Here is a 14,503-nt window from a genome sequence, read left to right as displayed (position 1 = left end):
TTTTCTCCCTGCCTTGCAGGGCTGTGGCAGGGATCAGGGCGTCAGAATGATCTTGCCGACACTCTCGTTCGACTCCATACGCCGATGCGCATCGGCGGCTCTGGCCAGGGGGAATACGCTGTCGATGATCGGCTTCAGACCGCTGGCGGTGAAGGTTTCCAGCCAGCGATCACGGAAACGCTGGGTCATGGCCTGCTTGACCGCCTGTGGGCGTGATTTCATCACCGTGCCAATGATTTGCAAATGTTTGTACAGCACCTGTTCCAGCGGCAGGATTGCGTCTTTCGTGCCACCCAGAATCCCCACCTGAATCAACCGGCCACCGGCCTTGAGTGCGCGGATATTGCGCTCAAGATACGGGGCTCCAACAAAGTCGATGACCACATCCACGCCCTCGCCATCGGTCGCTTGCTCAATAACCTTGGCATAGTCTTCCTGCTTGTAATCAATCACCTCATCAGCGCCGAGATCGCGCACTTGTTGCAGCTTTTGCGTACCCGCTGTGGCGAATACCCGGGCACCGCTGGCATGGGCCAATTGCACGGCGGCCGAACCGACGCCGCCTGCGGCAGCATGAATCAGCACGCTTTCACCGCTGTGCAGGCGACCCAGGTGGATCAGCGCTTCATGCGCCGTGACAAAGACTTCAGGAATCGCAGCCGCCTGGATATAGTCCAGGCCCTGGGGAATCGGCATGGCCATGCGGTAGTCCAGGCGCGACAGTTCGGCATAGGCGCCGCCGCCAACGATCGCCATGACCCGGTCGCCGCGCTGAAAACCAACCACACTCTCACCGATATCGATCACCTCGCCGGCCACTTCCAGGCCCATCAGGGTGGAGTCGCCAAAGTCTGAGCGCCCGTAGCCACCCTTGCGATGGGTGATATCGGCGCGGTTGACGCCCACGGCGTGGTTGCGGATCAGCAGATCGGTGGGGCGCAGGACCGGGTCCGGCAGTTCGTGCAGTTGCAGGACGTCGGCGTCGCCGAATTCGGGGAAATGGATAGCTCGCATAAGGTGTTCCTTGAGGTCGCAGCTGTGCGCTGTTTGCATAAGTTGCAGGTTGCGAACACCATAGACACTTTGGCTCCTGTCGATAATCGACTGTAGTCGCCAAACAGCTTTGCGTGGAGCGCACGATGAGAATCGAAGGATTTGCCGATTTCCTCGGCATCTTCACTGAAGTAGCCCGTGAGGGCAGTTTTTCCGGCGCCGCGCGCCGTCGTGGTGTGGCGCCGTCATCCGTGGCGCGGCAGATCACTGCCCTGGAAACCCAACTCGACACCACGTTGTTCCAGCGTTCGACCCGGGCCCTGAGCCTGACCGACAGTGGTCGTGCCTTATTGATCAGGGCGCGGCGCATCCTCGACGAACTGGACGACGCCCAGCAGGAAATCGCCTCGATGAAGGGCGAGCTGGGCGGCCTGTTGCGGGTGGCCTGTTTCCCCACTTTCGGCAAGCGTTACGTAATTCCGCTGATCTGCCGCTTGAGCGACAGGCATCCGTCCCTGCGCGTGGAGCTGGACCTGACCGAGCGGGTCGAGGATCCGGTGGTTGATCGTCTCGACGCGGTTGTACGCATTGGCGAGCTGGCCGACAGTTCGCTGATCGCTACCCGCATCGCCACGCAGCGGCGGTTGTTATGCGCCAGCCCTGCTTATCTGCGGGTTATGGGGACGCCGCAATCCACCGCCCAACTGAGCGAACATCGCTTGCTCGACAAGCTGCATGGCGCCGATCTGCTCGGTTGGCGCGATGTGCTGGGGCAGCCGGTGGAACAGGCGGTATTGCGCTGCGATGATTTCGAAGCCATGCGTCTGGCTGCCGTTGGCGGGCGCGGGATTGCCTACCTGCCGGACTGGGTGGTCGGCGACGATGTGCTCGACGGCAGCCTGGTGCATCTTTTGCCCGAACTGGCCCAGCGGCCCTGCGCGCAAACCGGTATCCATATCCTGCGTGCCCTGGCCCAGCCAGCCCCTAACCTGCGACTGTTCATCGACGAGTTAAAGGTGATGATGGCGCAGCGTCCAATCTTCTAGCGAGTTTTCAGCCAGCCGAGGAACCCGGCCTTGCGCACGGCAGTCGGCCTCTGTAGCAGCAAGCTTTCACTGCCATGCTGGCGCACAGCCTGGAGCTTTTTCAGGGCCCGGGTGATTTCCGCCTGATGCTCCATGGCACTGCGCACCACGGATTTTTCCAGGCGATAGACCACGCAAGAGGTGAGGGCGGTAAAACGCGCATTTGACGGTGTATCGGCAAGGATGCTCTGTTCGCCCATGACCTCGGTTGGCCCCATGCGTCCGGCTTCGATAAAGCGATTGCCATCCGAAACCGTCGCCGAAACCACGCCTGTGGCAATCACCAACAGACTATCACTGACTTCCCCGGCTTCAAGAATCACCTGGTCGGCTGCATATTCGTGGGGCACCAGATTCTGTGCCAGATGATTTTTCTCTTCGGCGTTGACCGACTTGAAGATCTTCACATCTTCCAGCAAGGCCCGGGCCCGGGACATGCTGTTATCGGTGCTGATATCCGACTGCCAGGCAATGCCGGCGGCTTCCAGATGACGATACGCCAGGTCGAACAGCAGGTTGCGTACATCGATCTTGCTGTCCAGTGAACGGATCGAGCCGGTGATGCTGTATTCGATTGTGGTCGGGCTGGCTTCCTTGACCATGGCTCTTGGCTTGGGCGACGGCAATAGTGCACTGCTGCCTTGCAGGGCGCGCTCAAGGGCGTCGAGCACCCTGCGCGGGCGGATATTCGGCGAGACCATGATGGTCACGGAAATGCCGAAGCAATCACTGGGTCGGCTGAGGTTGACGATCTTGGCCTTGGCCGCCACCGAGTTGGGCACCACGGCAGTACTGCCGGTGCCAGTGAGCAAATGGGTGGCGCGCCAGTCGATATCGACGACCTTGCCTTCGACGCCATCGATGCTGACCACGTCGTCCACCTGATAGGGCTTGGTGGTATTGAGCACGATGCCGGAAAACACATCGCTCAAAGTGCTCTGCAAGGCCAGGCCGACGATGATCGCCATGGCCCCCGAAGTGGCGAGCAAGCCTTGCACTGGCAGTTGCAGGACGTAGCCCGCTGCGGCGACGGCAGCAATGAGGAAAATCACTGCGCCCATGACTTCCTGCAACAAGCGGCCGCTATGGCCGATGCGCCGGGTCAGGAGAATGCCGAGCACGCCGGTCAGGGTTCGTGCCGCGAGCAGCCACCAGAGAATGCTCAGGGCGATGGCGGCGAGGTGACGTGGGCCGTCCTCCGGCCAGGGCGCTGCATCCAGCGGGCTCATGCCGGCGCTGACGATCACGGCGCTATAGGCCAGAAACAACACCAGGCGCGCCGCGACTTTATAAATCCGGTATTTGAACGGCAGCAGTTGCCAGCTCAACAGGTCGATCAACAGAACAATGACGCTGGCAACAAACGGGTAGTTTTGAATGAACGACATGGTTGATCTTCCTGAAGGGCTGATACAGAACAGCCCACGTACCGTGGGCTGTCTTGAACATTAGTGCGTTTAGTTGAGGTGGGCTTTGAGCTCGCCGGCCGCCTGACGCATCGCCGCCTTGACCTCGGGGATCTGGCTCAGGGGGTTGAGCAGGCCGTAGTCGTGGATCATACCGTTGTAGCGCACCGCAGTGACATCGACACCGGCGGCATCCAGTTTACGGGCATAGGCCTCGCCTTCGTCACGCAGCACGTCAGCACCGGCGGTCTGTACCAATGCAGGTGGCAGGCCTTGCAACTGCTCCAGAGTCGCCTGCAACGGCGAGGCATGGATCTGCGCACGTTGCCCGGCGTCGGTGGTGTAGTTGTCCCAGAACCATTTCATCATGTTCTTGGTCAGGAAGTGGCCGTCGGCAAATTCGTTGTACGAGGCGGTATCGAATTTGGCATCGGTCACCGGCCACAGCAGCAGCTGGAAGCGCAGATTCGGGGCGTGTTGTTCCTTGGCCATCAGGGCGACCACGGCGGCCATATTGCCACCGACGCTGTTGCCAGCCACGGCCAGGCGAGTGCCGTCGACACCGATTTCCTTGCCATGCTCGGCGACCCAGCGGGTGGCGGCGTAGGCCTGGTTGATCGCTGTCGGGTAGTGCGCTTCGGGCGACGGTGTGTAGCCGACATAGACCGCCACTGCGCCAGAGCCCACCACCAGGTCATGGATCAGGCGTTCGTGAGTCGGGTAGTCGCCGAGAACCCAGCCACCACCGTGAAAGAACATGAACACCGGCAGGTTGCCTTTGACGTGGGCCGGACGGACGATTTTCAGGGCAACCGACTGACCGTCGACCTGAATGGTACGGTCGCTGACTTCGGTGCCGGAGACATCGACTTTCACCGATTTTTGCGCACCGGTGAGCACAGCGCGGGCATCGGCAGGGCTGAGTTCTTCAAGAGGGCGACCGCCACCTGCGTTCAGGGCATTGAGGAATGTCTGGGTCTGGTGTTCGACCTGGGTGGTCGGCGTCGAGGCGAAGGCCGAGTTGATGGCCAGTGCCAGTACGGTTACGGTGGCGGCTTTCTTGAAGATGTTCATGGGCAATTCCTTGTGAGCAAATAATCTGTCTGGTTTGTTGCGCTGGCTGTTGCAGCGCGATGGACACAGATTAATGGGCTGCCATGCTGTGATAAATCCGCTGAAAGGCGTTTGACTGTCCACCTGAGCGTGACAATGAATCAGTTTGAAGATATGCGTATTTTTGCCCAGGTGATGGAGTCGGGCAGTTTCACAGCAGCGGCCGATCAGTTGGGCCTGTCCAAGCAGTTCATCAGCCGCCGCCTGATGCAGCTGGAAGAGCGCCTCGGCGTGCGCCTGCTCAACCGCTCCACTCGCCGCCTGGATGTCACGCCACTGGGTCAGGCTTATTACGAGTCGGCCCTGCGCCTGGTCGCCGAAGTGGAGCAAGCCGAGCAGAGCATCGCCGGGCAGAACGCGCAGCCACGGGGCACCATCCGCCTGAGCGCACCGCTGTCCTTTGCCATGGCTCATCTCGGCTGCCTGCTGCCGTTGTTTCTGCAACGTTATCCCGAGGTCTCGGTGGAGCTGGACCTGAGCGACCGTTCGGTGGACTTGCTGGGGGAGGGCTATGACCTGGCCCTGCGTATCGGCCTGCTGGAAGACTCGACGCTTATTGCCCGCCGCCTCGCCCTGATCGACCGGGTCTACTGCTGCAGCCCGGATTACCTGGCCTCACGCAGCGCGCCCCAGGCACCTGAGGAACTCAAGGATCACGACTGCCTGCCCTATGGCCACAGCCGCCAGGTGCAATGGCGCTTCGAACGCAACGGCAAGCCGCTGACCATCAACCTGTGCGGACGCATGCGCGCCAATAACGGCGACCTGCTGCGCGATGCCGCGGTGGCTGGTTTGGGCATTACCTACCTGCCACTGTTTATTGTCGGTGAGCAATTGAAGGACGGTCGCCTGGTGCGGGTGTTGGACGAATACCGCACCGAGCCACTGGTGCTGTCGGCGGTGTACCCGCAACACCGCCAAAGCTCGCGACCGGTGCAGGCGTTGATCGAGTTTCTCAAGGAGCACCTTATCGAGTTGGGCTAGGTTTGCTTGTACTGTGGGAGATCCCGTCCCGTCTACGACGCCGCGCTGTCACGCAGCAAACACTAACCGGGGTAGGTGGCCAATCGTGTGGGAGCGAATTCATTCGCGAAGAGGCCGGTACATTCGACGCATCTTCATCGCCGGGAACACCGCTTTCGCGAATGAATTCGCTCCCACAGAGTCTTTGTCATTCAGTACGTTACGCGTTGTTTGATGAGAGCGAGGCTTGCCCGCGAAGGCTATGGATCAGGCGCAGCAGGTGTAGCGGCTGCACCAATGTCTTCGCGGTCAAGCCTCGCTCCTACCGAATATTCGATCACCTCGCAAAACCAGCACAGCCATTCAATCCCCCGTTGTCCTCACGCAGCCATGATCCCCGCCAATGCACACGCCACCCCGGCGTGTGGTGATGAATCCAAGTGCGAGGACGCCATGCCGTTATCCTTATCTCCCCTCATTCGCGGGCTGGGCCTGTCGCTGCTACTGGCTTCCAGCGCCGCCATGGCACAGGCACCGGCACAGCAGAAGACCCAGGTGCCCGGTTACTTCCGCCTGGCCGTGGGCGACTACGAAGTTACTGCGCTATTTGATGGTTACAACGACCTGTCGCCCAAGCTGCTCCAGGGCATGACCCAAAGCAAGATTCGAGCGCTGCTTGCCCGTCGCGACATCGATTCGCCGGGTGTGCAGACCGCGTTCAACGCTTTCCTGATCAATACCGGCGAGCATCTGATTCTGGTCGATACCGGCGCCGGGCAATGCATGGGGGAAACGGCCGGCTGGCTGTCGGCGAATATCCGCGCGGCGGGTTATCAGCCGGAGCAGGTCGATACCATCCTGCTGACCCACCTTCACCTGGATCACGTCTGCGGACTGGTTGATGCCCAGAAGAAACCGGTATTCGCCAATGCCATGGTCTATGCCGCCAAGCCGGAAGCTGACTACTGGCTGGATCCTGATGCCATGAACAAGGTGCCGGAAGCGGCCCGGATTTTTTTCAAGATCGCCCAGGAGTCCACCGCGTCTTATATCGCGGCGGCGCACTTCAAGACCTTTACGCCGGGCGAGTCGCCAGTGCCTGAGGTGAAGACCACCCTGGAGGCCGGGCACACGCCAGGCAGCACCACCTATCAGTTCACGTCCAAAGGCCAGACCATTCTGTTCATGGGCGACCTGATCCATAACCTGGCGGTGCAGTTCGAGCATCCGGAAGTGTCGATCGGCTTCGATACCAGTGGTAAAGAGGCCATTGCCAGTCGCGAGCAGGTGTTCAGTGCTGCAGCGAAGAGCAAAATCTGGGTTGCAGCGGCGCACCTGCCATTTCCAGGCATGGGCCACATCGGCCAACAGGACAAGCATTTCCAGTGGATACCGGTTGAGTACGGCCCGTACCAACGGGCGGCCAAAGTACCGCTGCTCGAATAACCTCGTCCTCTGTACTGCGGCGTTGAGTGTTATTGAGCGCCGCATTGACCTCTTTTGAGCACGCCCATTCAAGCCTGATACACGTACGGACTCTAAGGTTAAGGCATGGCCTTGGACGGGCGTTGTGCAAAGCGCAAATCAGTGTTGCGGCGCAGGTACATTCTCTCGATCCAGGGCTCCCCCTAACGTGAAGTGTTTGCACGGTTCCAACCAGGACGTGCGCATTTCGAGGAGCGTACATGAGGCGTAAAACCCTTGTTCAGGGCGGGCTTGCGTTAGCCGTCGCAGGTCTGGTGATTGCCTTTGCGTTGATGTGGCGCCCGGCGATTGCGCCATTGCCACAAGCCATTGCCGGTCACGACGCTGAAAGCATCCGTCGCGGCGCCAGGGTCGTGGAGCAGGGCGACTGTGCGGTCTGCCATACCCGTCCGGGTGGCGCCTATATGGCAGGTGGTCTGCCTTTGGTGACGCCATTCGGCACCCTGTACACCACCAATATCACCCCGGACCCTGCCAGCGGCATCGGCCTGTGGCCGGAAGAGGCGTTTATCCGCGCCATGCGCAACGGCATCGCCCGCGACGGGCACCTGCTTTATCCGGCGTTCCCTTATGTGCATTACAGCCGCATGTCGGAGCGGGATATCCGCGATGCTTACGCCTTCCTGATGAGCGTGGACCCTGTCCAAGCCCATGCGCCGCCCAACCAGATGATGTTCCCGATGAATTTCCGTCCGCTGGTCGCGTTCTGGAATCTGCTGTTTCTGCATGGCGCGCCGTTGCAGGACGTGGCCGGGCAATCGACGCAATGGAATCGCGGGCGCTATCTGGTGGAGGGCGCAGGGCATTGTTCGTCCTGCCATTCACCGCTGAATTTCATCGGCGGCGAGAAGGGCAGCGAGCTGTTCAATGGCGGTGTCGTCGATGGCTGGGATGCACCGTCGTTGCGTGGCCTCAGCGAAGGCCCTCACCCCTGGAATACCGAGCAGCTGCAAGCCTATCTGCGTGGTCAGGTCGCCGAGGGGCATGGCGCGGCGGCCGGGCCGATGCTGCCGGTCAGCCTGAGCCTGGCGCAATTGCCCAGCGCTGATGTGCAGGCGATTGCCGATTACATTCTCAGCCTCAAGCCCGACGCTGACAAATCCAGGGCGGCGCCTTGCGCGCTGGCACAACCTGCGGTCGCGGTGGCGAGTGAGGGTGCCACGCTATTTGCCGGGGCCTGCGCCGGCTGCCATGGCCCGGCAGCGCCGATGCGCATGGTCGATGGTCGGCCTGGCCTTGAGCAGTCTTCGGCCCTGCGCGCCGACAGCCCGCGCAACCTGATCAAGACCGTGCTCGACGGCATCCCGTTGTCACGGGGTGACGCCAGTCATTACATGCCGGCCTTCGCCAATAGCCTGAACGATAGCCAGATAGCGGCGATTGCCGGCTATCTGCGCGAGCAAACCTGTTCCGCCCGTCCCTGGGCCGATCTGGATAAAACCATCAGCAGCCTGCGCCAAGAGGGACACGCGAAATGATCAACCTGAACGTCAATGGTCGTGACCATGCCCTGGATATCGACCCGGATATGCCGCTGCTGTACGCCTTGCGCAACCACCTTGAACTCAATGGCGCCAAGTACGGCTGCGGCCTGGGCCAGTGTGGCGCCTGTACCGTGATGGTCGCCGACAAACCGGTGTTCTCCTGCCTGTTGCCGTGCTCGGCAGCGGCCGGGCGCAGCATTCGTACCGTTGAAGGCCTGGGCAGCCAGCAGGCGCCGGGGCCTTTGCAACAAGCCTTTATCGACAAACAGGCGGCCCAGTGCGGTTACTGCATCGCCGGTATGATCATGCGCGCTCAATCGTTATTGCAAGACAACCCTCAGCCGGATGAACAGCAGATTCGCGAGCATATGGCGCCCAACCTGTGCCGCTGCGGCACCCATATGCGCATTATCGAAGCGATCCAGTCTGTGGTCGCCAGCGGGGTGCGGGTATGACGCGCCGAGAGGATTTGCCCGTCGGTCCGGGACGTCGTTCCTTCCTCATCGGCGGCGCGCTGGTGGTGGGTTTCGCCATGGTGCCGGGCGCGCGTCAGGCCTTTGCCGATACCGAGGTGGATACCCTGGGCACCGTGGTGCTGGACCCGAATCTTCCCGGCAGCCTGCGCGCCACACCCTTTCTCGATGCCTGGGTGCGAATCGACAAGGAACACGGCGTTACTGTCTATACGGGCAAGGTTGAATTGGGCACCGGCGTGCGTACGGCGTTGTTGCAGATCGCCGCCGAGCGTCTTGAGGTGAATCCTGGCCTGATCAACTTCATCACTGCTGACACCGCCCTGACGCCCAATGAAGGCTATACCGCTGGCAGCCATACCATTCTCGACAGCGGTACGGCCTTGTTCAATGCGGCGGCGCAAGTGCGCCAGTTGCTGGTCGAGTCTGCGGCTCGTCAGTGGCAGCTGGAGCCCTCCACCCTGAGCACCCGGGACGCAGTGATAGTTGCCGCTGACGGCCGCAGCATGCCTTACACCGAAGCCATTGCCGGGGTCGATCTGCACCGTTACGCCAGTGTCCAGTCACCGGTTGCCGAGCCCGCACAGTTCAAGCTGATCGGTCACTCGTTGCCACGCCTGGATATTCCGGCCAAGGTCAGCGGTGGCGCCAGTTATGTGCAGGACATGCGCCTGCCGGGCATGCTCCATGCGCGGGTGATCCGTCCGCCCCGGCGCGGCAGTACCTTGTCGACGTTGATCAGCCAGCCCTGGAAAAGCTGCCTGGGGTGGTCAAGCTGGTACGCAATGGCAGTTATCTGGCCGTGGTGGCGAAGGATGAATGGCAGGCAGTCAAGGCCATGCGCGAAGGTTATGCCTCGGCACGCTGGACTGAAGGCAATGCCTTGCCGGATGAAAAGCATATTCATGAGCTGCTGACTCGGCTGCCGAAAAAGCACTACCCGGTGGGCAGTAAGGGCAGCCTTGATGCACCGTCGACCAAGGCCTATCGCGCCAGGGTCACCAAGCAATATCTGATGCACGGCTCCATCGGGCCGTCCTGCTCGGTGGCCTGGTACAAGGACGACCTGCTGACGGTCTGGACCCACACCCAAGGGGTCTATCCGTTGCGTGCCGGGATTGCCGAGATGCTCGGGCTGCCGGTGGCGAAAGTGCGCTGCATTCATGTCGAGGGTTCCGGTTGCTACGGGCATAACGGTGCCGACGATGCGGCGGCCGATGCCGCTCTGGTAGCCATGGCGCTGCCGGGCCAGCCGGTGCGGGTGCAATGGATGCGCGAACAGGAAAACCTCTGGGAGCCTTACAGCTCGGCAATGCTCACCGAGGTGCAAGCGGACCTGGATGCGTCAGGCAAGGTACGCAACTGGAAATACGAATTGTGGAGCACGCCCCATAACGAACGTATCGTCAATGCCGGACGGCTGATGCCCGCGTGGTTGCTGGCCCGGCCCTTTACCCCTGCGCCCTCGGTGCCGATTGCCCAGCCCGAAGGCGACGGTGATCGCAATGCGGTGCCGCTGTATGACATTGCCAACACGCAGATCGATATGAACTTCGTCACGACCATGCCATTTCGCACCTCGGCGCAACGCTCGCTGGGGGCTCATGTCAATGTGTTCTCTATCGAAAGCGCCCTGGATGAACTGGCGGCCCGTGCCGGTGTAGATCCGGTGCAGTTCCGCCTGCAACACCTGAGCGATCCCCGGGCCATTGCCGTGGTCAAGAGCGCCGCCAGCGCCTTTGGCTGGCCGCACAAGGCGACGGGGCCGGGCAGCGGCATCGGCTTTGCGTTTGCCCGCTACAAGAACGTCATGGGTTACTGTGCCATTGCCGTGCAGTTGCATGTGCAGCGCCAGACCGGTGAAGTGATCATCGACCGGGTGGTGACGGCGGTGGATTGCGGGCAGATCGTAAGCCCCGATGGCTTGCGCAATCAGGTGGAGGGCGGGATCGTCCAGTCGGCCAGTTGGACACTGTACGAAAAGGTCCTGTACGACCCGGCCGGAGTACGCAGTTTTGACTGGAGCGGTTACCCGATCATCCGCTTTCCGGCGGTGCCGGGCAGTGTCGAAGTGCATCTGCTCGATCAGCCGGGACAGCCTTTCCTGGGCGCTGCCGAGATTGTCCAGGGGCCGATGGCGGCGGCTCTGGGTAATGCCATGGCCGATGCCACGGGCAAGCGGCTGCTGGATCTGCCGTTGGCCCGGAGTGGCTGGCAGAAAGGGTTGGAAGGGTAGAGTGGTAGATAGATAGCCATCTGAAGATATGCGCTTTCTGTAGGACCGGCTTTAGCCGGGAGGGCGTCTTTGAAGCTGATGACGCTCTCCCGGCTAAAGCCGGCCCTACGGCCGATCATGCGGTCCCTGTGCGACAGATAAAAAAAGCCCCCGGCCGCAAGGTCGGGGGCTTTGTTTTTGCTGTCGGGATCAGGCGCGTACGCTCAGGCCCCGTTCAACGATCAGGAACACCACCAGGGCGATCGCGGGCAGGCCTGCGCCGAGCATGATCACGCCGTGCCAGCCAGCCTGTTCGTAAATGCTGCTGGCCAGGGCCGAGCCGATGGAGCCACCGATGAAGATGCTGGTCATGTATAGCGCGTTCAAGCGGCCACGGCTGGCCGGGTCGAGGGCGTAGACCGCACGCTGGCCAAGAACCATATTCAGTTGCACGGCGAAGTCGAGCAGGATACCCGTGACAGCCAGGCCGATCACGCTATAGCCAGGCGACGTCAGGCCGATCAGGAACGCCACTGGTGCCAGGATCATTGCTACCAGGGAGGCGCGCTGGGTGTGTCCGGCGTCGGCCAGGCGACCGGCGAAGGGCGCGGCGATGGCGCCGATGGCTCCGACCAGGGCGAAGATCGCGATCTGGCTTTGTGACAGGCCGTGCTGGCGCGCCAGTTCAATCGGCGCCGAGGTCCAGAACAGGCTGAAGGCCGCGAACAGCAGGCCCTGATACAGCGCGCGCTGACGCAGCAGCGGGTGTTTGCGCAGCAGGGTAAACAGCGAGCCGAGCAGTTGCCCGTAGCTGGCCTTATGGTCCGGAGTACGGCCGGGAATGGTCAAAGCCATGACCAAGGTAATCGCCAGCATAATCACTGCAGCGCCCATGAACACCACGCGCCAGCCGAAATGGTCGGCCACTACACTGGACAGTGGCCGGGCCAGGAGAATACCGAGCAGCAGGCCGCCCATGATATTGCCGACCACTTGCCCGCGGGTCTGCTCGGGTGCCAGGTGCGCGGCCAGGGGGATCAGCATCTGTACCGAGACCGAACTCAGGCCGATCAGCAGAGAGATGGCGAGAAACAGGTTGGCATGCTCGGCCAGGCCGGCGCAGAGCAGGGCGATGGTAGCCACCACAGCGGTAGCCAGCATCAATTTGCGGTTCTCGACCAGATCGGCCAATGGCACCAGGAACAGCAGGCCCAGGGCATAGCCGATCTGGGTCAGGGATACGATCAGGCTGGCGCTATGGGCCGACAGACCGATGTCCGGTGCGATCAGCTCGACGATGGGCTGGGCGTAATAAATATTGGCGACGATGGCGCCACAGCAAAAGGCGAACAGCAGCACCAGGCCGCGGGTCAGGGTATGGGGTGGTGTTTCGACGGATACAGTGCTTGTCCGGGTCATGTGCAAGGGCTCAAGTCAGGGGCGAGGCAGTGGGGTTGCTCGCCAATGGACGCCACCTTAGAGGAGCGCGCCGCCCAAGGGTATCCCGCCACGCTGCAAAGTAGCCTTGCGTAAAAGGCAAAGGCCCCGGTTTAGAGCGCTGCACGGGACCTGTGCCGGCGTGGACTAAACCAAAGCGTTAGTTTTTACCTGTGCGTATTAGTCGGACTATCCCTATAGATAATATCGGCTAAGGGCTTTAGCTGATTAGATGCGTCAATACAGCCATTGTTGAAACCCATTGCCAGGCTTTGCCAGCGCCGTTCGGCAGTCGCCTGTCACTACTTAGGGAAAGAGTGAATTCAATGATCAGCCTCGGCCAAGTCCATGTCTCCCTTGAACTAAGAGACCTTTTCAAGAGCGGTCTGCCGCTGCGTATCGGCACCCGCGCGTTCGATATTCTTGAACTGTTGGTCAACTGTCCCGGCCGCCTGGTGAGCAAGGATGAAATCCTGCAGCGGGTCTGGCCGGATACGGTGGTCGAGGAAAACAACCTGCAAGTGCATATCTCGGCCTTGCGCAAGGCTTTGGGTGCCGACCGTGACCTGATCCGTACCATTCCCGGGCGCGGCTACATGCTGATGCTGGCCGAGGAGGGCGCCGAGGCCGAAGAAGCCGAACAGTTGCCCCTGGCGTGCCAGGCGCGCCTGCCCTATGCCACGCCGCTGGTGGGGCGCGAAAGCCTGCTCGATGAGATATGCCAGGCGCTGCAGGACACAACGTTGTTGACGCTGGTCGGTGCCGGAGGCATTGGCAAGACCACCCTGGCCGTGGCTGTGGCTCATCGCTATTGCCGCGATGATGCCCAGGCGGTCAGCTTCGTCTGCCTGGCGCAACTGACCTGCCCCGAGCGTGTGCTCGACGCCCTGGCCTGCAGCCTGGGTGTCGGCTGCACGGCGCCGTCCTCGTTGCTGGAAGCGACTATCGACGAACTCAACCGCAAGCCCCGACTGGTTGTGCTCGACAACTGTGAGCACGTCATCGAGGCGGTAGCCGCGCTGGGCGAATGCTTGATTCAGGCCTGTCCTGCGTCGACCTTCCTCGCTACCAGTCGCGAATCGCTGCGTATCAATGGCGAACGCAGCATGGTAGTGCCGCCTTTGGCGCTGGCGCCGGAGGGCGCGGATCGCCAGACCGTGTTGCGTAGCACTTCGGCGCAGCTATTCCTCAAGCGCTTGCGGGCGCTGGACTGGTTCTTCCCGCAGAACGACGGCGCGGCCCTGGATGATCAGAGCGTGGCCCTGGTCGGGGAGGTCTGCCGTCGCCTCGATGGTATTCCCCTGGCGCTGGAAATGGCTGCGGCACGGGCCTCGACCCTGGGGCTGTTCGAGCTGGCGAGCAACCTGCAGGAGCACCTGCATCTGCTTGGCGCCGGCCTGCGCACCGCGCCGGATCGCCATCAGAGCCTGGAAGCTTCGTTGCAATGGAGTTACCGTCTGCTCAGCAGCGATGAAAAGGCGGTGCTGCGGCGGATTGCCGAGCTGCAAGGGCGCTTCACGCTGTATCAGGCCTGCGAGGTGGCCATATTGCCAGGCATATCCCGCACCCAGGTGATGGACTGCATCGTTGGCCTGGCGCTGAAGTCGCTGCTGGTGGTCACCGCCGAAGGTCCGTTCAAGTTCTATCGCTTGCTCGACGTGACCCGCCTGTGCATTCTGCAACGTACGGGCAAGGTCCCGTTGTTACGCAGTCCTGAGGCTTCCGCACCGCGTGCGCTCGGTGTTTCCCTGAGCGATCTGCGTGCCAAGGGCTCTGTCGAGGCGACACTGCCCGATATCTATCACCTGCATCATCAACGGATTCTGGCCACCAGCCAGTAGCCGGGTTT

The 14,503-nt window shown here is 61.6% G+C and carries 10 protein-coding genes and 1 pseudogene; 7 read left to right on the top strand and 4 right to left on the bottom strand.

From position 1 onward, the window contains the following. Positions 1–33: 33 nt before the first annotated feature. Positions 34–1,014: an NAD(P)H-quinone oxidoreductase gene (locus tag M2401_RS27825; RefSeq protein ID WP_259108595.1), complete on the bottom strand. Its 981-nt coding sequence runs from the start codon at positions 1,012–1,014 to the stop codon at positions 34–36. 125 nt (positions 1,015–1,139) lie between these two features. On the opposite strand from M2401_RS27825, the gene M2401_RS27820 reads away from it, so the two are divergent. Further along, the gene (locus tag M2401_RS27820) at positions 1,140–2,039 is read left to right on the top strand and encodes a LysR family transcriptional regulator (protein ID WP_259108593.1); all 900 of its coding nucleotides are present in this window, start codon (positions 1,140–1,142) and stop codon (positions 2,037–2,039) included. Here M2401_RS27820 and M2401_RS27815 read toward each other — a convergent pair. After that, positions 2,036–3,466: a mechanosensitive ion channel family protein gene (locus M2401_RS27815; protein WP_259108591.1), complete on the bottom strand. Its 1,431-nt coding sequence runs from the start codon at positions 3,464–3,466 to the stop codon at positions 2,036–2,038. The two genes, M2401_RS27820 and M2401_RS27815, sit on opposite strands and share 4 nt — an antisense overlap. A gap of 69 nt (positions 3,467–3,535) precedes the next feature. Further along, on the bottom strand, positions 3,536–4,558 hold the full coding sequence (locus M2401_RS27810) for an alpha/beta hydrolase (protein WP_259108589.1): 1,023 nt from the start codon (positions 4,556–4,558) through the stop codon (positions 3,536–3,538). Between the two features lie 135 nt (positions 4,559–4,693). Between M2401_RS27810 and M2401_RS27805 the strand changes: the two genes are divergently transcribed. The 5 genes and pseudogenes from M2401_RS27805 (at position 4,694) to M2401_RS27785 (ending at position 11,238) form a co-directional block, all read left to right on the top strand. Continuing rightward, positions 4,694–5,581, top strand: a complete 888-nt coding sequence (locus tag M2401_RS27805) for a LysR family transcriptional regulator (RefSeq protein ID WP_259108580.1) — start codon at positions 4,694–4,696, stop codon at positions 5,579–5,581. A gap of 432 nt (positions 5,582–6,013) precedes the next feature. Beyond that, entirely contained in the window at positions 6,014–7,006 is a 993-nt protein-coding gene (locus M2401_RS27800) for an MBL fold metallo-hydrolase (protein ID WP_259108578.1), read from the top strand. Positions 7,007–7,245: 239 nt separating this feature from the next. Beyond that, entirely contained in the window at positions 7,246–8,523 is a 1,278-nt protein-coding gene (locus M2401_RS27795) for a cytochrome c (RefSeq protein WP_259108576.1), read from the top strand. Continuing rightward, positions 8,520–8,984 (top strand): (2Fe-2S)-binding protein, encoded by a 465-nt coding sequence (locus M2401_RS27790; RefSeq protein WP_259108565.1) that lies wholly within the window; start codon positions 8,520–8,522, stop codon positions 8,982–8,984. Before M2401_RS27795 ends, M2401_RS27790 begins: the two co-directional genes overlap by 4 nt. Further along, positions 8,981–11,238, top strand: a pseudogene (locus M2401_RS27785) (molybdopterin cofactor-binding domain-containing protein). Before M2401_RS27790 ends, M2401_RS27785 begins: the two are co-directional and overlap by 4 nt. A 189-nt stretch (positions 11,239–11,427) precedes the next feature. Here the strand turns inward: M2401_RS27785 and M2401_RS27780 are convergent. Next, a complete protein-coding gene (locus tag M2401_RS27780) occupies positions 11,428–12,636 on the bottom strand; it encodes an MFS transporter (protein ID WP_259108563.1) in 1,209 nt (402 codons plus the stop codon). A 344-nt stretch (positions 12,637–12,980) separates the two neighbouring features. On the opposite strand from M2401_RS27780, the gene M2401_RS27775 reads away from it, so the two are divergent. Next, positions 12,981–14,495 carry a helix-turn-helix transcriptional regulator gene (locus M2401_RS27775; protein ID WP_259108561.1) on the top strand — a complete coding sequence of 505 codons (1,515 nt, stop codon included), beginning with the start codon at positions 12,981–12,983 and terminating at the stop codon, positions 14,493–14,495. Positions 14,496–14,503 lie beyond the last annotated feature (8 nt).

The sequence above is a fragment of the Pseudomonas sp. JUb42 genome, assembly GCF_024807945.1.
Lineage (GTDB): Bacteria > Pseudomonadota > Gammaproteobacteria > Pseudomonadales > Pseudomonadaceae > Aquipseudomonas.
The sequence above is the reverse complement of the archived record's forward strand: the minus strand, read 5'-3'. Positions and strand labels throughout refer to the sequence as shown.